The following is a 26199-nucleotide window of genomic DNA, read 5'->3' as shown; positions in this document are numbered from 1 at the left end:
TAATAAGTGACGTCACGGGCAATGTGAAATTAATCGCCCTCGGGCGCAATATCAGGCCGCCATTCGCGGAACTGCGCCAGCGGCATCGGGCGGCTAATCCAGTATCCCTGCAGGTAGTTAACGCCGTGTTCGCGTAGCCAGGCGGCCTGTTCCGGCGTTTCCACCCCTTCGGCGACGGTCAGCATACTCAGCCGTCTTGCCAGCGTCAGCACGGCATCCAGTACCGGTGACGTCACCGTCTCAGTCCCTATCGCATTAACAAACCCACGGTCGATTTTGAGGTAGTCCATGGTGAAATGCTCAAGATAAATCAGCGCGCTGTGGCCGGTGCCAAAATCATCAATGGCTATCTCAAACCCTTCGTTATGCAGCCATTCGAAAAGGCTGTTGGCTTCCCGATGATTCAGCATGTCGCGCTCGGTAATTTCCAGCACGATCTGGAAGTAATCCGGCGGCAGCAACGCTTTGAAGGTGCGCATATCGTCTTTGAAGCTTTCCGCATGCAGATGCCCCGGCGCAATGTTAATGCCCACCTTGGCACCCGGGGGTAACAGCGTTTGTAACACGGGTGCATCGTGAATGATAAGGTCAAAGAGATGCAGCGTCAGCGGGACAATCAGCTTCTGCGCTTCGGCAAAGTTGATAAAGGCGTCCGGGGGAATTTCCCCCATTGTCGGGTGCTTCCAGCGCATCAGCACTTCAAGCCCGGTCATTTTGAGCGATTTGGCATCGACGACGGGCTGATAGACCACGTAAAACTGGCCGCGCTTAATGGCGCTTAAAATCTCTTTACCCGGATTGAGCCGAATGCTGAGGATATAGTAGTTGAGCGATCCGGCACAAATGCCGCATACCAGCCCGAAGAACAGGGCGTAGAGAATTTCATCGCTGGTCCATGCGTCCGCATACAGGTTTATGGTCAGGGGGATGCCTTTCAGCGTCGCGGTACGGACCGGGATTTCATGTAGATCGCTCGCGTTGACCAGCGTGCTGGACCGCGTTGACAGCGCATGATCGCCAATGATGATGGCGATGCCCGTGAATTCATCCTGGCGCGCGGTATAGAGCAGGTAAGGCGTCAGATTGATATTCACCGAGGTGAACACGCCGCCGTCCTTCACTAAGGGGTTACGGTACCAGATGGCAATCGCAGGCTTATTGGGCAACATCGGGGTGCCTGGAAGCAATGCCATATCAATCTGCTTATCGATGTGCAGCTCGGGTATCAATTCCTCCATCGGGAAATTCATCGGACCCGTGGCAGAAGAGCAGAACGCCATTTTGTCTCTGACCAGCAGGAATGCGCGAACGTTAATGCTAAAGGCCGCGCGCGAGGTGAGTTCCTGATTGACGTCGTGGCAGCTGTTTAACGTGAGCGGCTGGAGGGTGTCGACAGCGTTTTTTAACTCATCGAAATAGCTCTCCATATAGATGCTCACGTCGCGGATCAGGGTGTCGAATTTGACTTCCCGCTTGTGGTAGCTCCAGAGAAATTGCAACGAACCCAGGAGCAGGGCGGCGATCAGGCCTGTGATAATGCTGAGGATTAATATCTTGCGATTGCTGGAGAAGTAGCGGGTAAACATAGACGTCGTGATTCCTGAAATGCCGCTGGATGTATTCAGTGTAACGGGCAAAAAAAAACACTGCCGAAGCAGTGCTTTTTTTCATCATATCGTTAGCCAAGGGATAACCAACGATACAATAGTCATATTAACTGCGGGTCAGTACGCGGCGTGCTTCGTTGTAGCGCTTCTTCCAGTATGGTTCATTCATGCTGGAAATGGTTACACCGCTGCTGGTGGAGGCATGTACAAACTGGTCATTACCAATGTAGATGCCAACATGTCGACCTGTAGAACCGGCGCGGAACAGGACTAAATCACCGGTGCGCAGTTTGGTACGTGAAATCGACTTGCCCATCTCCTGCTGTTCATAGGTTGAACGCGGAAGATCTAACCCAAATTGCTCACGGAACGTACGCTGTACAAAACCGGAACAATCAATACCTGTTTTTGTGCTGCCGCCAAGGCGATAGCGCACGCCTTTCCAGTCAGCATACTGGTCCATAATACGGGACTTCACGTCCAGATTACGTACCATATTTTCAAATTCATCCTGAGAGGCTTGCAGTGACGAGGAATCTTCCATTCCCACAACACGCGTCTCAGGATGCATATTCTTTGCGGTATTCGATGTACTACATGCAGACAACAGTACCGCGACTGCTATCGCCGGGATCCCCCGTAAGATATATCTCAGAAACGGTTGAGATTTGACCATTTTGTTTATTATCCCTTGAAGTCCTTAACGACAAATATCGTTATAAAAATGCCAAACGTGACGAGACTAATTATCTGTTCACATTGAGACAATTCTTTCTGGTCACATTTGTGGCACAGCGCACAAAATTATTCACCAACGAAATAATTATCTCTATGGGGCAAAACGAGTTCGAGATTAACCGATTGCCAGGGGTATTGCGAGTAAAAAAAGCCTTTTTTTTATAAGAAAATGTGATACGGAAAGTAAAAACATAGAATTGCTCAAAATAGCGACGGATCCGCCGCGCCAGTATGCAATTGCTTCATTTTTATCATGAATATGATGACGAGAATATGACAGAGGGGAAAGATCGCAGCGAGAACGCTATCAGGGATCATGTCGATCCCTGATAACTCATGTTAATTTAAGTTAGTTATTTGTTTAATTGTTGTTGCGCTTTACCGGGAAGATAGCGATCGAACAGCGCTATTATCCTGTCGCTCAGTGGGGTCATTAAACACCACGGCAGCGCAATCAGCACCACGGAGAGCGAACCGACGGCAATATCGGTGAACCAGTGAGCGCCAATCATTACGCGCGGGAAGGCAAAAACCACAAAAATAATCAGGGCTATAGAAAAGGCTTTTTTGCCGAAATAGCGAAGCATAATTGCGGAAAAAATAAGCAGCATCATGCCGTGATCGCCGGGGAAACTGTCCTTCGACGCATCTTTTGTTGGAATATGCAGCAGTTCGCTGACGCGGTAAATATCGGTGAAGAAGAGCGTTGGGCTTGAACGCTTAACCGGAATAATCGCGGTTGCCAGCTGGTTAATGACAACGGCAAACAGCAGCATCACCAGACCGATAATGAGAATACGCCGACGCCCGGCTTTATCCTCTTTCAGCCAGAAAGAAAGCATCAGGCAGCCCATGGCCAGCAGGGAGAAGCCGTCGAAGGCGCGGTTGTTGGTAATTGCCACCAGCCACAGGAACGCGTTGCTCTTCACCAGCTCCTGGTTGAAGAAGTGAAAAATGGCAGAATCCAGCGGGAACCAGAAACCATGATCCGCCGGGATATACCAGGAGAAGAAAAGCGCCAGACCGGCGACATTAAGCAGTAATATCAAGGGAAATCGAGTTGTCATAACGTTCTGCATAGAGTGAAAACTGGGGCAACGTTAGCCGCCCGAACTTAAACGAATCCTCAACAGGCTGGACTGGAGGGCATTCCAGTCGGCGTTAACCGCACTAATTAACTCTATTCGGCTGTCAGGCGGCGCCACATTTTGCGTTTCAATAAAGAAATCCTCGCCCTGACGGTTGATCCGCACCAGCCCGTCCGGCGTGCGCATGATCCCTTTCACGCGATCGACGGGCGCAAGTCGGGCCCACTCCAGGATCCCGATGGTGTCGAAAACGGTTTCAGCATCAAAAATCCATCCGCAGGCCTGATATCCCTGACCGCTGTTCAGGTTACGACGCCAGCGCTGGTGCTCCGGCAGACTCAGGGCTGCCAGACCCTGCTTAACCGGGTGACTGTGCGCATGCTCCGCGCTGGCGGGCAACGCGGTAAGGTTCAGACGAGGCAGGTCAAGCAGGGCGCTATCAATATTCCCCTGGGTGGCCTGCACCCGCGTGCGATTGCCGCCGAATTGTTGCCACCAGGTGTCCAGCGCGGCCTGGCTTTCAGCCGTGGCGCGATCTGCTTTATTCGCGACAATAACGTCAGCCGAGGCGAGCTGATCGCGGAAGTTCTCATTGGCCACCGCCTTGTCATCCAGAAGCTGACGCGGATCGAGCAGGCACAGAGTGGCGCGCAGATCGATCCACGGCTCGTAAACCGGGGCGGTCAGTAAATCGAGGATCTGCTTCGGGTGACCCAGCCCGGTGGGTTCAATCAGCAGGCGGTCAGGTTTGCCCTGACGCAGCAGAGTATTGAGCCCGACCTGCATCGGCAGGCCATTGACGCAGCACATGCATCCGCCGGGGATCTCTTTAATCATCGCGCCGCTGGATGACAGCAACGCGCCGTCAATGCCCACCTCGCCAAATTCATTGACCAGCACGGCCCATTTCTCGGCCGGATCTTTATTTGCCAGCAGGTGGAGAATTGAGGTGGTTTTACCGCTGCCGAGAAAACCGGTGATGAGATTGGTTTTGGTCACGTGCGCTCCAGATGAGAATGGTGATGCTATAACACTATTCTCTCTATCCTGGCGAAAAACGTGACCGGTGAGAAGGGGAAGGGCGAACGGAGGCCTCATCCGGTCGCGTTAAGCGCAATAATCGTTAAATATTTAACGTTTCGATAACAGCCTGACGCGCGCCGTGGCGGGTGATGCGCTGGTATGCCTGATTGACTGCCTCCACAAACACGCTGTTTTGCGCGAGATCGTGACCAAAGACCTCGCTCAGCCCCAGCAGGGCGTTAACGCGGTCGGCGTCGCTGCTGGCATTGACCATCGTGCGAATTTTATCGCTGAGGGGATCGCGAACATCAATCGCGTTGCCGCGGTCGTCGGTACCGCTGACGTAGCGTATCCAGCCGGCCACGCCGAGGGCCAGCAGCGACCACGGTGTTTTTCGCTCAAGATGAACGCGGATCCCGTCCAGCATTCTTTGCGGAAGTTTCTGGCTACCGTCCATCGCTATTTGCCAGGTCCGATGCTGAAGTGCCGGGTTGGCAAAGCGCTCCAGCAGGCTATCGGCGTAGGCGGTGAGGTCGACATCCTTAATGCGTAAGGTGGGTGCCTGCTCGTCCAGCATCAGCCGACGGGCGGCTTCGCGGAACGCAGCGTCCTCCATGCATTCATTAATATGGGCGTAGCCCGCGAGGTATCCCAGATACGCCAGGAAAGAGTGGCTGCCGTTGAGCATGCGCAATTTCATCTGCTCCCAGGGCAGAACATCCTGCACCATCTGAACGCCCGCGACCTCCCACTCCGGACGGCCGGCGACAAAATTATCTTCCACCACCCACTGAATAAACGGCTCACAGCTGATGGCGCACGGATCTTCAACGCCGAGCGCGTCGGTGATTTCCGCCAGTGAGGCGTCCGTCGCGGCGGGAACAATTCTGTCGACCATCGTTCCGGGGAAGCTCACGTGGCTATCTATCCATTCAGACAGCGCCGCGGAACGCTTTTGCGCCATGCCCAGCACCGCGTTTTTCACCACGTGCCCGTTATCAGGGATATTGTCGCAGGAAAGCACGGTAAACGCAGGCAAGCCGCGCTCGCGGCGGCGGTGAAGGGCTTCGACCAGGATCCCGGGAGCGGAATGCGGCGTTGAGGGGTTCTCAAGATCGTGGATTATCCGGGCGTTTTGCAGATCGAGTTTTCCGGTGGCAGGATCGATGCAGTAGCCTTTCTCCGTAATGGTAAGCGACACAATAGCGACCTGAGGCTCGCAAAATTTCTCAATAATGGCGGGCAGGGAGTCCAGCTTTGCGTTCAGGCATTCATGAACGGCGCCGACGATAATCGCCTCATTGCCTTCTGCACCTTTCTCCAGCACGGTGAACAGGTGATCCTGCGCGCGCAGCTGGCTCATCAGCACGTCGCCGCTGAAGAGGCTAATCTCACAAATACCCCAGTCGCCGCCTTTTTCATTCAGCACCCGATTTGTTAACAATGCCTGGTGCGCACGGTGGAACGCGCCAAAGCCAAAATGGACGATGCGGGAGCGTAATTGCGCGCGATCGTAGCGAGGTTGCTGAACCTGGGCAGGAAGGGCGGTGGAGGCAATTGTCTTCATGAGATACACACCTGATTAACCATTAATTAACAATGCCAGTGTAAAGTTATATGACAGCAAATAAAATTGGTGAGCCGTAAATATCCCCGTTTTGTGAGTTTGATCAATCAATGTGTGGTGGTATGTTGACCCTCAGCGGCAAACATGTATGGTAGTCGTCATTGCAGTAACACATATTGGTATAACAACTTAAGAGGGTGAGGCAATGGAACAAACCTGGCGTTGGTACGGGCCGAACGATCCGGTTTCTCTTGATGACGTGCGCCAGGCTGGCGCAACGGGTGTCGTCACGGCGCTGCATCATATTCCAAACGGTCAGGTATGGCCGGTAGAGGAAATTCAACAGCGTCAGGCGCTGCTGGCGGAGAAGGGGTTAACCTGGTCTGTGGTGGAAAGCATCCCGGTTCACGAAGACATCAAAACCCATTCAGGGGAGTACCAGACCTGGATTGCTAACTATCAGCAGAGCATTCGCAACCTGGCAGCCTGCGGCATTGATACGGTCTGCTATAACTTTATGCCCATCCTCGACTGGACGCGTACCGACCTTGAATACCAGATGCCGGACGGCTCGAAAGCGCTGCGTTTCGATCAGATCGCCTTTGCGGCATTCGAACTGCACATTCTGAAACGCCCCGGTGCCGAAGCGGATTACACCGCGGAAGAGCACCAGCAGGCGCTTGCGTGGTTTAACGCCGCCAGTGACGCAGACATCGAAAAGCTGACCCGTAATATCATCGCGGGCCTGCCGGGGGCTGAAGAGGGGTATACCCTGGATCAGTTCCGCGCGCGTCTGGCGGAATACGGCGATATTGATAAGCACCAGTTGCGTGAAAACATGGCGTACTTCCTGCGCGCGATTGTACCGGTTGCTGAAGAGGTAGGGGTACGCCTCGCCGTGCATCCGGACGATCCACCGCGTCCTATCCTCGGCCTGCCGCGTATTGTTTCCACCCTTGAAGATATGCAGTGGCTGAAAGAGACGGTAAACAGCATCTATAACGGCTTTACCATGTGTACCGGCTCATACGGCGTGCGTGCGGATAACGACCTGGTGCGGATGATTGAAACCTTCGGCGATCGTATCCACTTCACGCACCTGCGGGCGACCTGCCGCGAAGAGAATCCAAAAACCTTCCACGAGGCGGCGCACCTGGGCGGCGATGTGAATATGGTGGCGGTGGTAGACGCCATTCTGGCTGAAGAGGCGCGTCGTAAGCAGGCGGGCGATGTGCGTCCTATTCCGTTCCGTCCGGATCACGGTCACCAAATGCTAGACGATCTGCGTAAGAAAACCAACCCGGGCTATTCGGCGATTGGTCGCCTTAAAGGGATGGCGGAGGTGCGCGGCGTTGAGCTGGCGCTGAAGATGACGAAGTATCCGGAGCTTCTGTAACCGGAATTGCCGGGTGGCGGCTTCGCCTTACCCGGCCTACAAAAACACAAAAACCGGCTTCAGGGCCGGTTTTTTCGTAGGTCGGGTAAGCGTAGCGCCACCCGACAAACGCCGCAATCAGTCAGCGCGACCCATATAGCGTTTTTCTTCGATATGGATACGGATTTTCTCTCCAGCGGAGAGGTATTCCGGTACCTGCACAACCAGGCCGGTCGTCAGGGTAGCCGGTTTGTTACGGGCACTTGCGGATGCGCCTTTAATACCTGGTGCGGTTTCAACGATTTCCAGATCGACGGTCTGAGGCAGCTCCAGCGCCAGCAGCACGCCGTCCCAGGTCAGGACCTGCATGTCAGGCATGCCGCCTTCAGGGATGAACAGCAGCTCTTCTTCAATCTGATCTTTGGTGAAGATGTACGGGGTGTAATCTTCTTTGTCCATGAACACGTATTCGTTGCCGTCGATGTAGGAGAAATCAACATAGCGACGGGTCAGGGTCACGGTATCGACGATATCGTCACCTTTAAAGCGCTCTTCCACCTTCAGACCGGTACGCACATCGGCGAAACGCATTTTGTACAGCGTTGCTGCACCACGGGCGCTCGGGGCCTGAATGTCGATATCTTTCACAATCAGCAGTTTGCCGTTGTAATTCAGCACCATACCTTTCTTAATTTCGTTCGCTCTTGGCATTGCAGTAATCCTGTTTACGGGAGGTAAAAAATATCGCGCCAAATTACTCGCGCGCGGCCTTTCAGGCAAGAGGAATTCGTGGCTTTTGCTATCAATACGCAAAAGGTGTTACTGTGCGCGCGATGCCCGATTGCGCGGGCGATCGTCAGCGAAAGAGAGCATTTATGGATTGCCGTCCCGATTGTGGCGCGTGCTGTACTGCACCGTCCATTTCAAGCCCCATTCCAGGAATGCCGGAGGGCAAGCCTGCCAATACCCGCTGCGTCCAGCTCTCGGAAACGAATCTGTGCATGATCTTTGGCTCGCCGCTGCGCCCGAAAGTCTGCTCCGGGCTTCAGCCCGCTGCCGAAATGTGTGGCAGCACGCGAGGGCAGGCGATGACGTACCTTCTTGAGCTGGAAGCCCTCACCGCGCCTTAAACGTCTTTAATCCTCGCCAGGCAGCCGATCGTCAGCGTACACATCACCAGCGCAATCCAGAACACCGTGTGATAGTTCCAGATTTCGGCAACGACGCCGGCCATTGAGCCCGCGATAATCCAGCCCACGCGGGTGGTATTAGTATAAAGGGTGGTGGCAGAGCCTGCCTGACCTGGCATCAGATCCTGGAAATAGAGCATGCCTATCCCGGCGAGAATGCCAATATAGATGGCGTTCAGCAGCTGTAAAGCCAGCAACAGCCCCGGCGTATGTACCGTCAGCATACCAATATAGAACAGCAGACCGGCGATGGCGGCAATGCGCATTAAAAAACGCTTTCCGAAGCGCTTTGCGTAATATCCCGCGATAAGCATCGTTGGGATCTCAAGCCCGGCTGCGGTGCCCATCATAATGCCCGCCAGCTTCTCCGACAGGTGCAGTTCATCAACAATAAACAGCGGCATATTGATGATATACAGGCTGTTGGTGCCCCACATCAGCGTGCAGACAACAAACAGGAGCAGGGCATCGCGGCGGTTGCGGCGCGGCGCTTCCAGTACACCCGTTGCCACTTTCGGCTCTTTGCGCATTGACGGCAGGAAGAACCACACCAGCGCGCCGCACACCACAAACGCGACGGCCGCGCTCAGGTACATCACCGTAAAGCCAAAACCCATCGCCAGCGCGTAAGCCAGCGGCGGGCCAATCACCCATGCCAGCGACACCTGAGCACGCAGGACAGAGCTGAACATCACCGCTTCACGTCCGGTATGGTCCGCGTGCTCGCGAGCAAGGGCGAACAGCTGTGGGTTCGCCGTTGAGCCAAAGCTGCTCAGGAATACCCCGACGAAGAGCAGAATGAAATAGTTGCGGTTCCAGGCAAACAGAACGCAGGCCATGACCCCCAGCAGACAGCAGAAAACGATGAGGCTTTTACGATCGCCTTTTCTGTCGGATCGTCCCGCCAGAAACTGGCTGACCAGGATGCCGATGATGGCGCTTCCGGTAAAAAAGAAGCCCACCATCGCTGGACGGACGTGAACCTCATTTGTCAGGAATAAGCTCAATGTCGGCGTCTGTAACGCACCGGCAATGCCCGTAAAGAAGGCAACAACCAGGAATGCCGCGGAGGTCAAATCAAAGGGCTTCGGCGAGACGGCCGCAGGGGTGTTATGCATGTTTTATAATTAGCGAGTAGCAGAGAGGGCCGGAGTTTACGCCGTCAGCTGAAAAATAAACAGTGGGTGCGGTCAATGATGCCACGAAAAATCAAAATGGCATTTCAACTTACATCTTACTCAGCTGACCTTAGCTGAAACTGTCTTGCTGAACTTCAGCAAAATTCAGCTGAACGAAGAAGAAATGTGCTGTATCTCTAAATTCTGAGATCGGAAATACGAGTTTACTTGCAAGGCATTGCAGAAAGCGCAAGACTTTTTGAAACGTTTCAGCGCTATCTTGTTTTAACAAACGGAGCAGGCTAGCGCATTTTTTCTCATTAAAGCTGAAACGATTCAAGTTCAGCAGGAGTGGAGAACCATGTTCCAGTTATCTGTTCAGGATATCCACCCGGGCGCTCAGGCCGGGGATAAAGAAGAGGCTATTCGCCAGGTTGCCGCTGCGCTCGTGCAGGCGGGTAACGTCGCGGACGGCTATGTCAACGGCATGCTGGCCCGCGAGCAGCAGACCTCAACCTTCCTCGGCAATGGCATTGCCATTCCGCACGGCACAACCGACACCCGCGATCAGGTGTTGAAAACCGGCGTTCAGGTTTATCAGTTCCCGCAGGGCGTGCTCTGGGGCGACGGTCAGGTGGCCTACGTGGCTATTGGTATCGCGGCCAGCAGCGACGAACATTTAGGCCTGCTGCGTCAGCTGACGCATGTCCTGAGCGATGACGATGTGGCTGAACAGCTTAAATCCGCCACCACAGCTGAAGAGCTGCGCGCCCTGCTGATGGGCGAAAAACAGAGCGAAGCGCTGAAACTGGATAATGAAACGCTGACGCTGGATGTGGCTGCCTCCGATCTGGTGACGCTACAGGCGCTGAACGCGGGTCGTCTGAAAGAAGCCGGCGCGGCGGATGCCACGTTTGTGACGCGCGTAATTAACGATAAGCCGTTGAATCTGGGTCAGGGTATCTGGCTGAACGACAGTGCTGAAGGCAACCTGCGCAGCGCTATCGCCGTGAGCCGCGCGGCAAATGCGTTTGACGTGGAAGGCGAGCGCGCGGCCATGCTGGTGACCGTGGCGATGAACGATGAACAGCCGGTTTCCGTGCTGAAGCGTCTGGGCGATCTGCTGCTGAACAACAAAGCTGAAAAACTGCTGAACGCTGATGCCTCCACCGTGCTGGCACTGCTGACCAGTGATGATGCGCCAACTGAAGATGTGCAGACCGCTGAGTTCGTGGTACGTAACGAGCACGGCCTGCATGCCCGTCCGGGCACCATGCTGGTGAATACCATTAAACAATTCGAGAGTGAGATCACCGTGGCGAATCTTGATGGCACGGGTAAACCGGCCAATGGCCGTAGTCTGATGAAAGTTGTCGCGCTGGGCGTGAAGAAAGGCCACCGTCTGCGTTTCACCGCGCAGGGTGCCGATGCTGAACAGGCGCTGAAAGCGATTGGCGATGCCATCGCGGCAGGTCTGGGGGAGGGCGCATAATGAGCAGACGTGTTGCGACTATTACGCTGAACCCGGCTTATGACCTGGTAGGATTTTGCCCGGAAATTGAGCGCGGCGAAGTCAACCTCGTGCGTACCACTGGCCTGCATGCTGCGGGTAAAGGGATTAACGTCGCGAAAGTGCTCAAGGATCTCGGTATCGATGTCACCGTGGGCGGATTCCTCGGTAAAGATAACCAGGATGGTTTCCAGCTGCTGTTCAGCGAGCTGGGTATTGCCAACCGTTTTCAGATTGTTCAGGGCCGTACCCGCATCAACGTTAAGCTGACGGAGAAAGACGGTGAAGTGACCGATCTGAACTTCTCTGGCTTCGAAGTGACGCCGTCAGACTGGGAGCGTTTTGTTAACGACTCTCTGACCTGGCTCGGTCAGTTCGACATGGTCTGCGTCAGCGGCAGCCTGCCGTCCGGCGTCAGCCCGGAAGCGTTTACCGACTGGATGACGCGCCTGCGCAGCCAGTGCCCGTGCATTATTTTTGACAGCAGCCGCGACGCGCTGGTTGCCGGTCTGAAAGCCTCGCCGTGGCTGGTGAAGCCGAATCGCCGCGAGCTGGAGATCTGGGCGGGTCGTAAGCTGCCAGAATTAAAAGATGTGATTGACGCTGCCCATGCGCTGCGCGAGCAGGGTATCGCTCACGTGGTGATCTCTCTTGGTGCAGAAGGCGCGCTGTGGGTTAACGCGTCTGGCGAATGGATCGCCAAACCGCCGTCAATGGAAGTTGTGAGCACCGTTGGCGCAGGGGATTCCATGGTTGGCGGCCTGATTTACGGCCTGCTGATGCGTGAATCCAGTGAACATACTTTACGTCTTGCCACCGCCGTTGCTGCCCTGGCCGTAAGCCAGAGCAATGTCGGCATTACCGATCGTACCCAGTTAGCCGCGATGATGGCGCGCGTTGACTTAAAACCTTTTAACTAACAGCAGGAGAGGAATAATGAAAACGCTGCTGATCATTGACTCCGGTCTCGGACAGGCCCGCGCCTATATGGCGAAGACCTTGCTGGGCGCGGCGGCACAAAAAGCACATCTGGACATTATCGATAATCCAGGCGATGCAGAACTGGCCATTGTACTGGGCGACAAAATCCCGGCTGACAGTGCGCTGAACGGCAAAAAAGTGTGGCTGGGCGATATTAATCGCGCGGTGGCACACCCGGAACTGTTCCTGAGCGAAGCGAAAGGTCACGCGTCTGTCTACAGCGCGCCTGTCGCGACGGCACCGGCTGCGGGTCCGAAACGCATTGTTGCGGTGACGGCCTGCCCGACGGGCGTGGCTCACACCTTTATGGCAGCTGAAGCCATTGAAACCGAAGCGAAAAAACGCGGCTGGTGGGTAAAAGTTGAAACGCGTGGCTCCGTCGGTGCCGGCAACGCTATTACCCCAGAAGAAGTGGCTGAGGCCGATCTGGTGATCGTGGCGGCGGATATCGAAGTGGACCTGGCGAAATTTGCCGGTAAGCCAATGTACCGTACGTCTACCGGCCTGGCGCTGAAAAAGACCGCGCAGGAGTTTGATAAAGCGCTGGTGGAAGCGAAGCCGTATCAGGCAACCGGCGCGCGTCAAACCGCGACGGAAGGTAAGAAAGAGTCTGCAGGCGCATATCGCCATCTGTTGACCGGTGTGTCTTACATGCTGCCGATGGTGGTTGCGGGCGGTCTGTGTATTGCCCTCTCGTTCGCATTTGGTATTACCGCGTTTAAAGAGCAAGGCACGCTGGCCGCTGCGTTAATGCAGATTGGCGGCGGATCCGCGTTCGCACTGATGGTCCCCGTTCTGGCCGGCTTTATTGCCTTCTCCATCGCTGACCGTCCTGGCCTGACGCCGGGTCTTATCGGCGGTATGCTGGCCGTGAGCACCGGTTCTGGCTTTATCGGCGGTATTATCGCGGGCTTCCTGGCCGGTTACGTCGCGAAGCTCATCAGCTCGAAGCTCAAGCTGCCGCAGAGTATGGAAGCGCTGAAGCCGATTCTGATCATCCCGCTGATTTCCAGCCTGGTGGTCGGTCTGGCGATGATTTACCTGATTGGTAAGCCGGTTGCGGGCATCCTGGCGGGTCTGACCCACTGGCTGCAAACCATGGGTACCGCGAACGCGGTTCTGCTGGGTGCAATCCTCGGTGGCATGATGTGTACCGACATGGGTGGTCCGGTGAACAAAGCGGCGTACGCCTTTGGTGTTGGCCTGCTGAGTACCCAGACCTACGCACCAATGGCAGCCATCATGGCGGCAGGCATGGTGCCTCCTCTGGCGCTCGGCCTGGCGACGATTATTGCCCGTCGTAAGTTCGATAAAGCACAGCAGGAAGGCGGCAAAGCGGCGCTGGTTCTGGGCTTGTGCTTCATTACCGAAGGCGCGATTCCGTTCGCAGCTCGTGACCCAATGCGCGTTCTGCCGTGCTGTATCGCGGGTGGTGCGGTAACGGGTGCAATCTCCATGGCGATTGGCGCGAAGCTGATGGCACCACACGGCGGTCTGTTCGTGCTGCTGATCCCTGGCGCCATCACCCCGGTCCTGGGCTATCTGCTGGCCATCGTTGCCGGTACGCTGGTGGCGGGTCTCTCTTACGCGGTGCTGAAACGTCCGGAAGCGGAAGTTGTGGCAAAAGCAGCGTAAGCGATAAACAACAAAAAAGCCGGGTCGCATTACGCACCCGGCTTTTTTTATGCCGCCTGTTCAGCGGTTTGCTGTGCCTTCAGCCAGGCAATCTCTTCTGCCCAGATGTCCGGATTAATGGTTTCCAGCACCATCGGAATACCGTCGAAGCGGGCATCCTGCATAATGAAACGGAACGCATCGTGGCCAATGTTGCCTTCGCCCAGGCTGTGGTGACGGTCAACGCGGCTGCCAAAAGCGCTTTTCGCATCGTTCAGGTGCATGCCGCGCAGGTACTTAAAGCCCACAATGCGCTCGAACTCATCAAACGTGTTTTTCGTTGCCTCGGTGGTGCGCAGGTCATAACCGGCGGCAAACGCGTGGCAGGTATCAATGCACACGCCAACGCGGGATTTATCCTCCACGCCGTCGATAATCGCCGCCAGATGTTCGAACCTGAAGCCGAGGTTGCTGCCCTGACCGGCGGTATTCTCAATCACCGCGGTGACGCCTTTGGTCTTGTCCAGCGTGATGTTGATGGACTCGGCAATGCGCGCCAGGCAGGCATCTTCATCGATTTGCATCAGATGGCTACCCGGATGGAAGTTCAGCAGCGTCAGCCCCAGCTGTTCGCAGCGCTGTACTTCATCAAGAAACGCCTCGCGTGATTTTTCCAGCGCCTCTTCAACCGGGTGACCGAGGTTGATCAGGTAGCTGTCGTGGGGAAGGATTTGGCCTGGTCCGTAGTGGTACTTCTCACAGGCGGCCTTGAAATCATCAATCACCTCAGCGGTGAGCGCTGCGGCGCGCCACTGGCGCTGGTTTTTGGTGAACAGGGCGAAAGCGGTCGCCTCGATTTCGGCGGCGCGAATGGCGGCATTCGCAAGGCCACCTGCAGCGCTGACGTGCGCTCCAACATATTTCATAAAAAAACTCCTGCTAACCCGAAACGCTTATGATAGCGGGTTAGCAGGAGAAGGACGAGATGGTTTATGCCATCAGGCTGTGCACCGCGAGGTTAATGGCACCGCCGCCGACAATCAGCCAGATGAAGAGCACCAGCGCCATCAGCAGCGGTTTGGCACCGGCTTTTTTCAGCGCGCTGACGTGTGTGGTGACCCCCAGAGCCGCCATGGCCATTGCCAGCAGCACGGTATCCAGGGTCACCAGCATATCCACCACCGCTTTCGGCAGCAGGTGGAAGGAGTTGAAAATCGCCACCACGATAAACAGGATCGCAAACCACGGAATGGTGATTTTGCTTTTCTCGCTGCCGCCAGCTAGTGCCAGCTGCTTAACCCGCGCCGCAAGGAAAATCAGGAAGGGTGCCAGCATCATCACGCGCAGCATTTTGGCAATCACCGCCGCATTTTCAGTTTCCGGGTTAATGGCATGTCCTGCCGCCACCACCTGGGCCACTTCGTGCATGGTCGAACCGATATAGATGCCGTAGGTTTCCGGGCTAAACCAGTGGGCAACCAGCGGATACATAGCCGGGTAGAGGAAGATCGCCAGCGTACCGAAGATCACCACCGTCGCCACCGCCACCGTCACCTTGCTGGCTTCGGCTTTAACGACGGGCTCTGTTGCCAGCACCGCCGCGGCCCCACAGATACTGCTCCCGGCACCGATCAGCCAGCTGGTTTGCTTATCCAGGCCAAAGACTTTCTGGCCGATAAAGCAGGCCAGCAAAAAGGTGCTGGTCAGGGTCAGGACGTCGATGGCAATTCCGCTGACACCCACGTCCGCAATCTGCGAAAAGGTGAGACGGAAGCCGTAAAGGATGATCCCGAGACGCAGCAGGTGCTGTTTGGCAAAGATCACGCCGCCGTCGCAGGTTTTCCAGATATGTGGGTAAACGGTATTTCCCACGACCATGCCCAGCAAAATGGCCAGCGTCAACGCGCTAAAACCCGCGCCTGCGATAGCCGGGATGCTGCCGCCCCATAATGCTACGGCGGTCACTGCTGCGCTAAGCGCGAGGCCCGGCACGAAGTGCCACACTGTACGATGATGTTGTAAGGTGATTTCTGACATAACCTTCTCCTTTGTCTGGCTAAAGGTTACGGCGCCCTGGCTTAAAAATAAAATTGATTATATACTTATAATCAATCTATATAAGTGGTAAGCAACCATGCACATTACATTGCGTCAGCTGGAAGTGTTTGCCGAGGTGCTGAAAAGCGGCTCGACGACCCAGGCGTCACAAATGCTGGCGCTCTCGCAGTCTGCGGTCAGCGCGGCGTTGACCGATCTTGAAGGACAGCTGGGCGTGCAGTTGTTCGACAGGGTAGGGAAGCGTCTGGTGGTCAACGAGCACGGTCGTCTTCTTTATCCACGCGCGCTGGCGCTGCTGGAGCAGGCTATCGAAATCGAACAGCTGTTCCGCGAGGACAACGGCGCGATCCGCGTCTACGCCAGCAGCACCATTGGGAACTACATCCTGCCGGAAGTGATTGCCCGCTACCGCCGGGATTTTCCCACCCTGCCGCTGGAGATGAGCGTGGGCAATAGCCAGGACGTTATCAACGCGGTGATCGATTTCCGCGTGGATATCGGCCTCATCGAAGGGCCTTGCCATAATGTCGATATCATTGCCGAGCCCTGGCTGGAAGATGAGCTGGTGGTGTTTGCGTCCCCGGCCTCGTCTTTACTGCAGGGGGAAGTAACGCTGGAACGCCTGGCGCAGGCGCAGTGGATCCTGCGAGAACAGGGCTCCGGCACGCGTGAAATTGTCGATTACCTGCTGCTTTCCCATCTGCCGCAATTCCAGTTAGGGATGGAGCTGGGGAACTCTGAGGCCATCAAGCACGCGGTGCGTCATGGCCTGGGGATCAGCTGTCTTTCCCGGCGGGTCATTGCCGAACAGCTTGAGACGGGGTCGCTGGTTGAAATCCCGGTTCCATTGCCGAAGCTGGTGCGTACGCTATGGTGCATTCATCACCGCCAGAAACACCTTTCCAGCTCTCTGCAGCGTTTTCTGCGCTACTGCGCCATTTAACCTTCCCCGGCGGCGCTTCGCTTGCCGGGGCTACGCGCGCCTGTCACCCCACATTTTTATGCTTTACTTATAATCCTGGCCGAGTCATGAAGCTCTCTTATAACTGAGTATTTCTGCCGGAAGGAATGCGGATCGTCTGCTACAATCGCGCCTCATTTATTAAATGGACAGCATTTTCATATGGTTTCAGAAATTAAAACCACAGAAGCGCCCACGCTACGTCGTGAACTCAAGGCGCGTCACCTGACGATGATCGCCATTGGCGGCTCAATCGGTACAGGTCTTTTCGTTGCCTCTGGCGCAACGATTTCGGCAGCAGGCCCGGGTGGGGCACTCTTCTCTTATATCCTGATTGGCCTGATGGTGTACTTCCTGATGACCAGTCTCGGCGAACTGGCCGCGTATATGCCGGTATCCGGTTCGTTCTCGACCTACGGTCAAAAATACGTTGAAGAAGGCTTTGGCTTCGCGCTGGGCTGGAACTACTGGTACAACTGGGCGGTCACTATCGCCGTTGACCTTGTCGCCGCACAGCTGGTGATGAACTGGTGGTTCCCGGATACCCCGGGCTGGATCTGGAGCGCCCTGTTCCTGGCCGTCATCTTCCTGCTGAACTACATCTCCGTGCGCGGTTTCGGCGAAGCGGAATACTGGTTCTCTTTGATCAAAGTGGCAACCGTCATCATCTTTATCGTCGTCGGTGTGGCGATGATCGTTGGTATTTTCAAAGGTGCAGAACCTGTGGGCTGGAGTAACTGGACGATAGGCGATGCGCCGTTTGCCGGTGGACTGTCAGCGATGATTGGCGTGGCGATGATTGTCGGCTTCTCCTTCCAGGGGACAGAGCTGATTGGTATCGCCGCCGGTGAGTCAGAGAACCCGGAGAAAAATATTCCGCGTGCGGTCCGTCAGGTCTTCTGGCGTATCCTGCTGTTCTATGTGTTCGCTATCCTGATTATCAGCCTGATCATCCCGTACACCGATCCGAGCCTGCTGCGTAATGACGTAAAAGACATTAGCGTCAGTCCGTTCACGCTGGTCTTCCAGCATGCCGGCCTGCTTTCAGCCGCGGCAGTGATGAACGCCGTTATCCTGACCGCTGTACTGTCAGCCGGTAACTCAGGGATGTACGCGTCCACCCGTATGCTCTACACGCTGGCATGCGACGGTAAAGCCCCGCGTATCTTCGCGAAGCTGTCCCGTGGCGGCGTTCCGCGTAACGCGCTGTACGCCACCACGGTGATTGCCGGTCTGTGCTTCCTGACCTCCATGTTTGGCAACCAGACGGTGTACCTGTGGCTGCTTAACACGTCCGGGATGACGGGCTTTATTGCCTGGCTGGGGATTGCCATTAGCCACTATCGTTTCCGCCGCGGCTTCGTCAAGCAGGGTCACGATATTAACTCGCTGCCGTATCGCTCCGGCTTCTTCCCGCTGGGTCCCATTTTCGCCTTCATTCTGTGCCTGATCATTACGCTTGGACAGAACTATGAAGCGTTCCTGGCGGAGACCATTGACTGGGGTGCCGTCACGGCGACCTACATTGGTATTCCGCTGTTCCTCGTCATCTGGTTTGGCTACAAGCTGACGAAAGGAACAAAATTCGTTCGCTACAGTGAAATGGAATTCCCGGAACGATTTAAACAATAACCGCACTTCCTCTCTTTTAACCCGCTCATTTGAGCGGGTTTTTTTATCCCCGCACGCTGAAACAAAGATATATTTCTTAACAATTTAATTGATAATAATTATCGTTTGCTTTATCGTTATCAAAAATAAGCGTATTACCGACCCACCGCAGATGTGGGCGGCAAGGAAGACGCTGTGAGCAATGATGATTTGATTTAGTTGTATTTACCTCATGGAGATATGGAATGTTTAGGTTGAATCCCTTCGTCAGGGGAGGACTTTGTGCGTCCGCAATGTCCCTGGCCCTGCCTGTTATCGCAGCGGAATCCGGCGACACAATGGTTGTAACGGCCTCCGCGACCGAGCAAAACCTGAAAGACGCACCGGCAAGCATCAGCGTGATTACCCAGGAAGATTTGCAGCGCAAACCCGTTCAGAATCTGAAAGATGTATTACGGGAGGTGCCGGGCGTTCAGCTCACGAGCGAAGGGGACAACCGTAAAGGGGTAAGTATTCGTGGACTGGACAGCAGCTATACGCTGATCCTGATCGACGGCAAGCGCGTTAACTCGCGTAACGCGGTATTCCGCCATAATGATTTCGACCTCAACTGGGTGCCGGTTGACGCCATCGAACGCATCGAAGTGGTGCGCGGGCCGATGTCTTCTCTGTACGGTTCCGATGCGCTGGGCGGCGTGGTGAACATTATCACTAAAAAAATCGGCCAGAAATGGACGGGCACCCTGAGTGCCGATTCCACGGTTCAGGAACACCGCGACCGTGGAGACACGTACAACGGCCAGTTCTATACCAGCGGTCCGCTGGTGGACGGCCTGCTGGGGCTGAAAGCCTACGGTAGCCTCGCGAAGCGTGAGAAAGACGGTCAGCAGAAATCCTCTACCACGGCGAGCGGTGAAACGCCGCGCATTGAAGGCTTTACCAGCCGCGATGCGAATGTGGAGTTCGCCTGGACACCGTCTGAAAATCACGACTTTACGGCGGGCTACGGTTTCGACCGTCAGGATCGCGACTCGGATTCCCTCGACAAAAACCGCCTTGAGCGTCAGAACTACTCTCTCAGCCACAACGGTCGATGGGGCGTCGGCAACAGCGAGCTGAAGGTTTACGGCGAAAAGGTGGATAACAAAAACCCGGGCAACAGCAATCCGATCACCTCCGAGAGCAACGCGGTGGACGGAAAATACGTGCTGCCGCTGGGCGGAATCAACCAGCTACTGACCTTCGGCGGCGAATGGCGTCACGATAAGCTGAAAGATCCGGTCAACCTGACGGGCGGTTCCAGCAGCAGTACGTCAACAAGCCAGTATGCTCTGTTCCTTGAAGATGAGTGGCGTCTCTTTGAACCTCTGGCACTGACCACCGGTATCCGTATGGACGACCATGATACCTACGGCGATCACTGGAGTCCGCGAGCCTATCTGGTCTATAACGCGACCGATACCGTAACGGTGAAAGGGGGCTGGGCCACCGCGTTTAAAGCGCCGTCGCTGCTGCAGCTGAGTCCGGACTGGGTTACCGGCTCCTGTCGCGGAGCCTGTGAGATTGTCGGTAACCCCGATCTGAAACCGGAAACCAGCGAGAGCTTCGAATTTGGTCTCTACTACAGCGGTGAAGAGGGCTGGTTAGAGGGCGTGCAGGCCAGCGTCACCACCTTTCAGAATAATGTGGATGACCGCATCAGCATCAGCCGTACGGCCAACGCAAAACAGGCCCAGGGCTACCCTAACTACGTTGGCCTGAATGCGGACGGTGAACCGATTTTCCGCTACTACAACGTTAACAAGGCGCGCATCCGCGGTGTGGAAACCGAGGTTAAGTTCCCGGTTGCCGAAGACTGGAAGGTGACCCTGAACTACACCTACAACGACGGTCGTGATATCAGCAACGGCGGCAACAAGCCGCTGTCCGATCTGCCGTTCCATACCGCCAACGGTACCGTTGACTGGAAGGCAACGCAGGACTGGTCGTTCTACGTTCAGGGCAACTACACCGGTGAGAAACGCGCGCTGACCAGCAGCGACCCAACGCCGGGTGGCTATGTTATCTGGAATACCGGCGCCGCGTGGCAGGCTACGAAAAGCGTGAAGCTGCGCGCGGGCGTGCAGAACCTGCTGGATAAAGATCTGAGCCGTGACGATTACAGCTACACGGAAGATGGCCGTCGCTACTTTGTCGGTGTGGATTATAAGTTCTGATCCAGCCATGTGCCGGGTGGCGGCTGCGCCTTACCCGGCCTACATAAGGGCACAGTCCCGTAGGCCCGGTAAGCGAAGCGCCACCGGGCAAAACAGGCCGCACTTACCCAAACAAATGCTCCGCATGGAAGCGGAGATGATCCTCAATAAAGGACCCGATAAAGTAATAGCTGTGGTCGTATCCCGGCTGAATGCGCAGCGTCAGCGGCCAGTCCTTCTGGCGCGCGGCTTCGGCAAACACCGCAGGCTGCAGCTGTCCGGCGAGGAACTGATCCGCATCGCCCTGATCGATAAGCATCGGGATCGCATTTGCCGAGCTGCTGGCCAGCATCAGCGCGCAGCTGTCCCATGCCTGCCATTTTTCCGCATCCTCACCCAGATAGTGTGTGAAGGCTTTCTGCCCCCACGGCACCTGCGTAGGGTTCACAATTGGCGCAAATGCCGACACGCTGACGTATTTTCCCGGATTTTTTAGCGCCATGATTAGCGCCCCGTGTCCACCCATGGAGTGTCCGCTGATGGCGCAGCGGTCGCTTACCGCAAACCCGGACTGAATCAGCGCGGGCAGCTCGTCGCGAATGTAATCATACATGCGGTAGTGGCGCGCCCAGGGCTGCTCGGTTGCATTCAGATAAAACCCGGCGCCTTTGCCCAGGTCGTATCCTGCATCGTCGGCCACATCATCGCCACGCGGGCTGGTGTCTGGCATCACCAGCGCAATGCCCAGCTCGGCGGCAAGTCGCTGCGCGCCCGCTTTGGTGGTGAAGTTTTCGTCGTTGCAGGTCAGGCCTGAAAGCCAGAACAGAACCGGCGGATTTTCCGTCGGCGGCAGGAAAATGCTGAACGTCATCGCACAGTTCAGGACGGTGGAGTCATGCCGCCAGCGCTGCTGTCGACCTTCAAAACAACGGTGCTCTTCGAGCAGTTCCATGCAGGGCTCCTTAATGAGAATGCGTATTCATAAAAACCATAATACAGCCTTTTCATTGACCTGTGAGTAACTTTCACTTTCGCCAGGCGGCGAGATGCTGCATCATAAATTTACTTTTCTTTAACATTTGGAGCGGTCATGGCGCTGCGTATTGCGCTCAGTGGGTTTATCGTTCTGGTGGTGGCGATGGGGATAGGGCGCTTTGCCTTTACGCCTCAGGTGCCGCTCATGATTGCTGCCGGGCAGCTTACGCTGACCAGCGCGGGTCTGGTCGCGGCGATGAATTATCTGGGCTATCTGGTGGGCGCATGGGATGCCATGCGCGCGCACCGCTTTGTGGAAACGCGCCTCTGGCTTGGCATCACCGGTGCGGTTGCGCTGACGCTGCTCTCTGCGGCGGCGGATAACGCCGTCGTGCACGGCCTGCTGCGCTTTGTGATTGGCTGCATGAGCGGCTGGTCGATGGTGCTCATTGCCGCCTGGACCAATGAACGTCTGGGGCAGTTGGGTAAACCGGGCCTGAGCGCTGCGGTGTTTGCCGGACCAGGGGCGGGCATTGCCCTGAGCGGGCTGCTCGCCGTCTATATCCAGGCAAAATCCCTTTCGGCCGGAGCGGCATGGCAAATCTACGGCGTGTTGGCGCTGGTGCTGATTGCGCTGGTGGCGCGCTACCTTCCGCGATCCGGGCAGCTCCATCGCCCCGGCACCGCGCCGGAGCCGCTGGTGCTGACGGCGGATTTAAAGCGCCTGGTCTGGAGCTACAGCCTGGCCGGGTTTGGCTATATCCTCCCGGCGACCTTCCTGTCGCAAATGGCGGCGGTGCGTTTTCCCGGCAGCCTGTTTGCCCAGTTTGTCTGGCCGATTTTTGGTATCGCCGCCGTGGTGGGCATTGCGCTCAGTATTCTTTTACGCCACACCTCAACGGCTAACCGCAGGCTGGCTATCGTGCTGTGGTTACAGGGAGCTGGCGTGCTGGCGGCCTGGCTGCTGCCGGGGATTGGCGGTTTGCTGACGGGCGGGCTGCTGGTGGGAGGCGGTTTTTTGTGTGCCGTGCAGCTCTCTCTTTTATATGGTCGCGAGCTGGCGCCAAACCACACGCGCTATATGGCAGGCCTGCTCACCACCGGGTATGCAATTGGGCAGTTGATTGGCCCGATGACCTCGGCGTTATCAACCTGGCTTACCCACCGGCTGGAGCCCGCGCTGGGGCTGGCGGGCGTTGCGCTGTTCGTCGGGGGAGCCCTGGTCTGGAATCGTCACGCTGAAAGGCAACAGCAATTGCAATAATTATCGTCGTGAATACTGGATTATGTGCGCCGCCTCACGCACAATGAGCGCATACTTTTGCCACAACGAGGGCAAAAGACGCCACACCTGCAGGAGAACAAAATGTCATCACTCAGTAAAGAAGCTGCCCTGGTCCACGAAGCCCTGGTTGCGCGCGGTCTTGAAACGCCACTGCGTCCGCCCGTACAGGATTTGGACAATGAAACCCGCAAGCGTCTGATTGCCGGTCATATGACCGATATCATGGAGCTGCTGAATCTCGATCTGAGTGACGACAGTCTGATGGAGACGCCGCACCGTATCGCGAAAATGTACGTCGACGAAATTTTCTCCGGTCTGGATTACGCCAACTTCCCGAAAATCACCGTCATTGAAAACAAGATGAAAGTGGATGAAATGGTGACGGTACGCGATATCACGCTGACCAGCACCTGCGAACACCATTTCGTCACCATCGACGGTAAAGCGACCGTGGCGTATATCCCAAAAGATACGGTGATTGGCCTGTCGAAGATCAACCGCATCGTGCAGTTCTTTGCTCAGCGTCCGCAGGTGCAGGAGCGTCTGACGCAGCAGATCCTGACCGCGCTGCAAACGTTGCTGGGCACCAATAACGTGGCCGTCTCTATCGACGCGGTTCATTACTGCGTGAAGGCGCGCGGCGTGCGTGATGCAACCAGCGCGACCACAACAACCTCGCTGGGCGGCCTGTTTAAATCGAGCCAGAATACCCGCCAGGAGTTCCTGCGCGCGGTACGTCACCACAACTAAGTCTTACAGGGCAGGAACCATGGAGCGAAACGTCACGCTCGATTTTGTTCGCGGCGTCGCCATTCTCGGTATCCTGCTGCTTAATATCAGCGCCTTCGGTCTGCCGAAGGCGGCTTATCTCAATCCTGCCTGGTATGGCGACATCACGCGCAGTGATGCCTGGACCTGGGCTGTCCTCGATCTCTTCGCGCAGGTTAAATTCCTCACGCTGTTTGCCCTGCTGTTTGGCGCTGGTCTGCAACTGCTCCTCAAACGCGGTACGCGCTGGATCCAGTCGCGCCTGACGCTGCTGGTTCTCCTCGGCTTTATCCACGGCCTGTTCTTCTGGGATGGCGATATTCTTCTTGCGTATGGGTTAGTCGGGCTTATCTGCTGGCGTCTCATTCGCGATGCGCACAGCGTAAAAAGCCTGTTTAACACCGGCGTGATGCTCTATGTCATGGGGCTTGCAGTATTGCTGCTGCTGGGGATGATCTCCGGCGAGGCGACAAACCGTTCCTGGATCCCGGATGCCGCTAACCTGCAGTACGAACAGTACTGGAAGCTGAAAGGCGGTACGGAAGCGATAAGCAACCGCGCGGATATGCTGGGGGATAACCTCCTTGCGCTGGGGGCGCAATACGGCTGGCAGCTTGCAGGCATGATGCTGATGGGTGCGTCATTGATGCGCACCGGCTGGCTGAAAGGGGAGTTTAGCCTGCGTCACTATCGGCGAACGGGTGTCGGGCTGGTGCTGCTCGGCGTGCTGATTAACCTCCCGGCGGTCATTACGCAGTGGCACATCCACTGGGATTACCGCTGGTGCGCATTCCTGCTCCAGGTGCCGCGTGAACTGAGCGCACCGTTCCAGACCATCGGCTACGCGGCGCTGATCTATGGCTTCTGGCCAACGCTTTCCCGCCTGTGGATCGTCAGCGCCATCGCCTGCGTGGGCCGCATGGCGTTGAGCAACTACCTCCTGCAAACGCTTCTCTGCACCACGCTTTTCTATCGCTTTGGCCTGTTTATGAAATTCGACCGCCTCGCGCTGTTGGCGTTTGTTATCCCGGTCTGGGTGATTAACCTGGCGTTTTCTGTTCTCTGGCTACGCTATTTCCGCCAGGGACCGCTGGAGTGGGTGTGGCGTCAGTTAACCGCACATGCTTCAGGGGTATCATTGAAGAACACATCCAGATAACGATCTGGATCACAATCATTAACAAAACGGATGTAAGCGTTTTCATGAGTGTGAGCTTCTTCACGTAGTCCCCTTCCTCTCGCTGCCAAAATAGCCACCTTGCTAAACACAGGGGGTGTCTGTGAGTTGCTGCAATCCTTTGAAGGATGGTGAATATGATCACCATTCGTGACGTCGCCCGTCAGGCGGGCGTTTCTGTGGCTACCGTCTCGCGCGTGCTGAACAACAGCGCGCTGGTCAGCCCTGAAACCCGTGAAACCGTAATGAAAGCCGTGACCCAGCTCGGGTACCGGCCAAATGCCAATGCGCAGGCGCTTGCGACGCAGGTCAGCGACACCATCGGCGTGGTGGTGATGGATGTATCAGATGCCTTTTTCGGCGCGCTGGTGAAAGCGGTCGACGTGGTCGCCCAGCAGCATCAGAAATATGTCCTGATCGGCAATAGCTATCATGAGGCGGAAAAAGAGCGCCATGCCATCGAAGTGCTGATTCGCCAGCGCTGTAACGCCTTGATTGTCCACTCAAAAGCCTTGAGTGATGAAGAGCTAACCGGCTTTATGGATCAGATCCCGGGCATGGTGCTGATCAACCGCATCGTTCCCGGCTATGCCCATCGCTGCGTCGGGCTGGATAACGTCAGCGGCGCCATGATGGCCACGAAAATGCTCCTCAACAACGGGCATCAGCGGATCGGTTATCTGGCCTCCAGCCACCATATTGAAGATGACGACCTGCGGCGCGAGGGGTGGCAAAATGCCCTGAAAGAGCACGGCATTATGCCGTCAGAAAGCTGGACGGGCACCGGTACGCCGGACATGCAGGGCGGTGAGGCGGCAATGGTGGAACTGCTGGGACGCAACCTGCAGCTTTCCGCGGTGTTTGCCTATAACGACAGCATGGCGGCAGGGGCCCTGACGGCGCTGAAAGATAACGGCATTGCGGTGCCACAGCATTTATCACTCATTGGCTTTGATGATATTCCGATTGCCCGTTACACCGACCCGCAGCTGACCACGGTGCGCTACCCCATTGCCTCTATGGCGAAACTGGCCACTGAGCTGGCGTTACAGGGGGCGGCAGGACTGCTGGATCCGGGCGCAACGCACTGTTTCATGCCGACTTTAGTGCGTCGTCACTCCGTCGCGGCCCGGCAAATTGTGGCTCCGATCACTAACTGATTACATCAGGTGATGTAACCGTTTTCAATCTGTGAGTAAATTCACAGTATCTTAACAAGGCGCTGACTATGATGGCAGCGTTTTAGGAGCTGAAACGCTATGTAACGGTGATTATTCATTTTCACTATAGCCAACGTGCCGCAAACAACGAATAAAACGCATTTCTGGAGCGTTACCGAACACGGAAGATAGAAATTT

Annotated in this window: 22 protein-coding genes; 12 read left to right on the top strand and 10 right to left on the bottom strand. The window is 56.0% G+C overall.

Annotated elements, in window-relative coordinates; all coding sequences use genetic code 11:
* Window positions 1-29 precede the first annotated feature (29 nt).
* From V1566_RS18535 to V1566_RS18515, 5 genes are all read right to left on the bottom strand, one after another.
* Window positions 30-1586, bottom strand: coding sequence for a cyclic di-GMP phosphodiesterase (locus V1566_RS18535; protein WP_395304272.1), 1557 nt, complete (start codon window positions 1584-1586; stop codon window positions 30-32).
* 127 nt (window positions 1587-1713) lie between these two features.
* Window positions 1714-2283 (bottom strand): bifunctional murein DD-endopeptidase/murein LD-carboxypeptidase, encoded by a 570-nt coding sequence (gene mepS / locus V1566_RS18530; RefSeq protein WP_008500946.1) that lies wholly within the window; start codon window positions 2281-2283, stop codon window positions 1714-1716.
* A gap of 415 nt (window positions 2284-2698) precedes the next feature.
* Window positions 2699-3412 (bottom strand): phosphatase PAP2 family protein, encoded by a 714-nt coding sequence (locus tag V1566_RS18525; protein ID WP_395304271.1) that lies wholly within the window; start codon window positions 3410-3412, stop codon window positions 2699-2701.
* A gap of 33 nt (window positions 3413-3445) precedes the next feature.
* Window positions 3446-4432, bottom strand: coding sequence for a CobW family GTP-binding protein (locus V1566_RS18520; protein WP_395304270.1), 987 nt, complete (start codon window positions 4430-4432; stop codon window positions 3446-3448).
* A 124-nt stretch (window positions 4433-4556) separates the two neighbouring features.
* Window positions 4557-6023 (bottom strand): mannitol dehydrogenase family protein, encoded by a 1467-nt coding sequence (locus V1566_RS18515; protein WP_395304269.1) that lies wholly within the window; start codon window positions 6021-6023, stop codon window positions 4557-4559.
* Window positions 6024-6228: 205 nt separating this feature from the next.
* Between V1566_RS18515 and uxuA the strand changes: the two genes are divergently transcribed.
* The gene (uxuA, locus tag V1566_RS18510) at window positions 6229-7419 is read left to right on the top strand and encodes a mannonate dehydratase (RefSeq protein WP_395304268.1); all 1191 of its coding nucleotides are present in this window, start codon (window positions 6229-6231) and stop codon (window positions 7417-7419) included.
* A 117-nt stretch (window positions 7420-7536) separates the two neighbouring features.
* Here uxuA and yeiP read toward each other — a convergent pair whose 3' ends face one another.
* On the bottom strand, window positions 7537-8109 hold the full coding sequence (gene yeiP, locus V1566_RS18505) for an elongation factor P-like protein YeiP (RefSeq protein WP_008500940.1): 573 nt from the start codon (window positions 8107-8109) through the stop codon (window positions 7537-7539).
* A gap of 164 nt (window positions 8110-8273) precedes the next feature.
* On the opposite strand from yeiP, the gene V1566_RS18500 reads away from it, so the two are divergent.
* Window positions 8274-8528, top strand: coding sequence for a YkgJ family cysteine cluster protein (locus V1566_RS18500; RefSeq protein ID WP_063143815.1), 255 nt, complete (start codon window positions 8274-8276; stop codon window positions 8526-8528).
* Here V1566_RS18500 and setB read toward each other — a convergent pair.
* Window positions 8525-9706 carry a sugar efflux transporter SetB gene (gene setB, locus V1566_RS18495; protein WP_395304267.1) on the bottom strand — a complete coding sequence of 394 codons (1182 nt, stop codon included), beginning with the start codon at window positions 9704-9706 and terminating at the stop codon, window positions 8525-8527. The two genes, V1566_RS18500 and setB, sit on opposite strands and share 4 nt — an antisense overlap.
* A gap of 361 nt (window positions 9707-10067) precedes the next feature.
* On the opposite strand from setB, the gene fruB reads away from it, so the two are divergent.
* From fruB to fruA, 3 genes are read left to right on the top strand one after another with little or no spacing between them, the layout of a single operon-like run.
* Window positions 10068-11198 carry a fused PTS fructose transporter subunit IIA/HPr protein gene (gene fruB / locus V1566_RS18490; protein WP_368525147.1) on the top strand — a complete coding sequence of 377 codons (1131 nt, stop codon included), beginning with the start codon at window positions 10068-10070 and terminating at the stop codon, window positions 11196-11198.
* Window positions 11198-12136 carry a 1-phosphofructokinase gene (gene fruK / locus V1566_RS18485; RefSeq protein ID WP_395304266.1) on the top strand — a complete coding sequence of 313 codons (939 nt, stop codon included), beginning with the start codon at window positions 11198-11200 and terminating at the stop codon, window positions 12134-12136. The genes fruB and fruK overlap by 1 nt, the downstream gene beginning before the upstream one ends.
* A 16-nt stretch (window positions 12137-12152) precedes the next feature.
* The gene (gene fruA / locus V1566_RS18480) at window positions 12153-13832 is read left to right on the top strand and encodes a PTS fructose transporter subunit IIBC (RefSeq protein WP_395304265.1); all 1680 of its coding nucleotides are present in this window, start codon (window positions 12153-12155) and stop codon (window positions 13830-13832) included.
* Between the two features lie 47 nt (window positions 13833-13879).
* Here fruA and nfo read toward each other — a convergent pair whose 3' ends face one another.
* Window positions 13880-14737, bottom strand: coding sequence for a deoxyribonuclease IV (gene nfo, locus V1566_RS18475; RefSeq protein ID WP_024908173.1), 858 nt, complete (start codon window positions 14735-14737; stop codon window positions 13880-13882).
* Between the two features lie 64 nt (window positions 14738-14801).
* Window positions 14802-15848, bottom strand: a complete 1047-nt coding sequence (locus V1566_RS18470; RefSeq protein ID WP_395304264.1) for a YeiH family protein — start codon at window positions 15846-15848, stop codon at window positions 14802-14804.
* 97 nt (window positions 15849-15945) lie between these two features.
* Here V1566_RS18470 and yieE point away from each other — a divergent pair, with 97 nt between their 5' ends.
* From yieE to cirA, 3 genes are all read left to right on the top strand, one after another.
* On the top strand, window positions 15946-16812 hold the full coding sequence (gene yieE / locus V1566_RS18465) for a DNA-binding transcriptional regulator YeiE (RefSeq protein WP_395304263.1): 867 nt from the start codon (window positions 15946-15948) through the stop codon (window positions 16810-16812).
* Between the two features lie 180 nt (window positions 16813-16992).
* On the top strand, window positions 16993-18462 hold the full coding sequence (locus V1566_RS18460; protein ID WP_395304262.1) for an amino acid permease: 1470 nt from the start codon (window positions 16993-16995) through the stop codon (window positions 18460-18462).
* Between the two features lie 224 nt (window positions 18463-18686).
* Window positions 18687-20657, top strand: coding sequence for a catecholate siderophore receptor CirA (gene cirA / locus V1566_RS18455; protein WP_395304261.1), 1971 nt, complete (start codon window positions 18687-18689; stop codon window positions 20655-20657).
* A 103-nt stretch (window positions 20658-20760) separates the two neighbouring features.
* On the opposite strand, the gene fghA is transcribed toward cirA, so the two are convergent.
* Complete coding sequence (fghA, locus tag V1566_RS18450) at window positions 20761-21588, bottom strand: S-formylglutathione hydrolase (RefSeq protein WP_395304260.1); 828 nt, start codon at window positions 21586-21588, stop codon at window positions 20761-20763.
* 138 nt (window positions 21589-21726) lie between these two features.
* On the opposite strand from fghA, the gene V1566_RS18445 reads away from it, so the two are divergent.
* The 4 genes from V1566_RS18445 (at window position 21727) to galS (ending at window position 26001) form a co-directional block, all read left to right on the top strand.
* Complete coding sequence (locus V1566_RS18445) at window positions 21727-22875, top strand: YbfB/YjiJ family MFS transporter (RefSeq protein WP_395304259.1); 1149 nt, start codon at window positions 21727-21729, stop codon at window positions 22873-22875.
* 102 nt (window positions 22876-22977) lie between these two features.
* Window positions 22978-23646, top strand: a complete 669-nt coding sequence (gene folE / locus V1566_RS18440; protein ID WP_008500927.1) for a GTP cyclohydrolase I FolE — start codon at window positions 22978-22980, stop codon at window positions 23644-23646.
* Window positions 23647-23665: 19 nt separating this feature from the next.
* Complete coding sequence (gene yeiB / locus V1566_RS18435) at window positions 23666-24823, top strand: DUF418 domain-containing protein YeiB (protein WP_395304258.1); 1158 nt, start codon at window positions 23666-23668, stop codon at window positions 24821-24823.
* A gap of 155 nt (window positions 24824-24978) precedes the next feature.
* A complete protein-coding gene (gene galS / locus V1566_RS18430; protein WP_395304257.1) occupies window positions 24979-26001 on the top strand; it encodes an HTH-type transcriptional regulator GalS in 1023 nt (340 codons plus the stop codon).
* The last annotated feature ends 198 nt before the right edge of the window (window positions 26002-26199 follow it).

Origin of the sequence: Enterobacter sp. ECC-019 (assembly GCF_043974075.1) — a bacterium.
Lineage (GTDB): Bacteria > Pseudomonadota > Gammaproteobacteria > Enterobacterales > Enterobacteriaceae > Enterobacter > Enterobacter asburiae_D.
The sequence above is the reverse complement of the archived record's forward strand: the minus strand, read 5'-3'. Positions and strand labels throughout refer to the sequence as shown.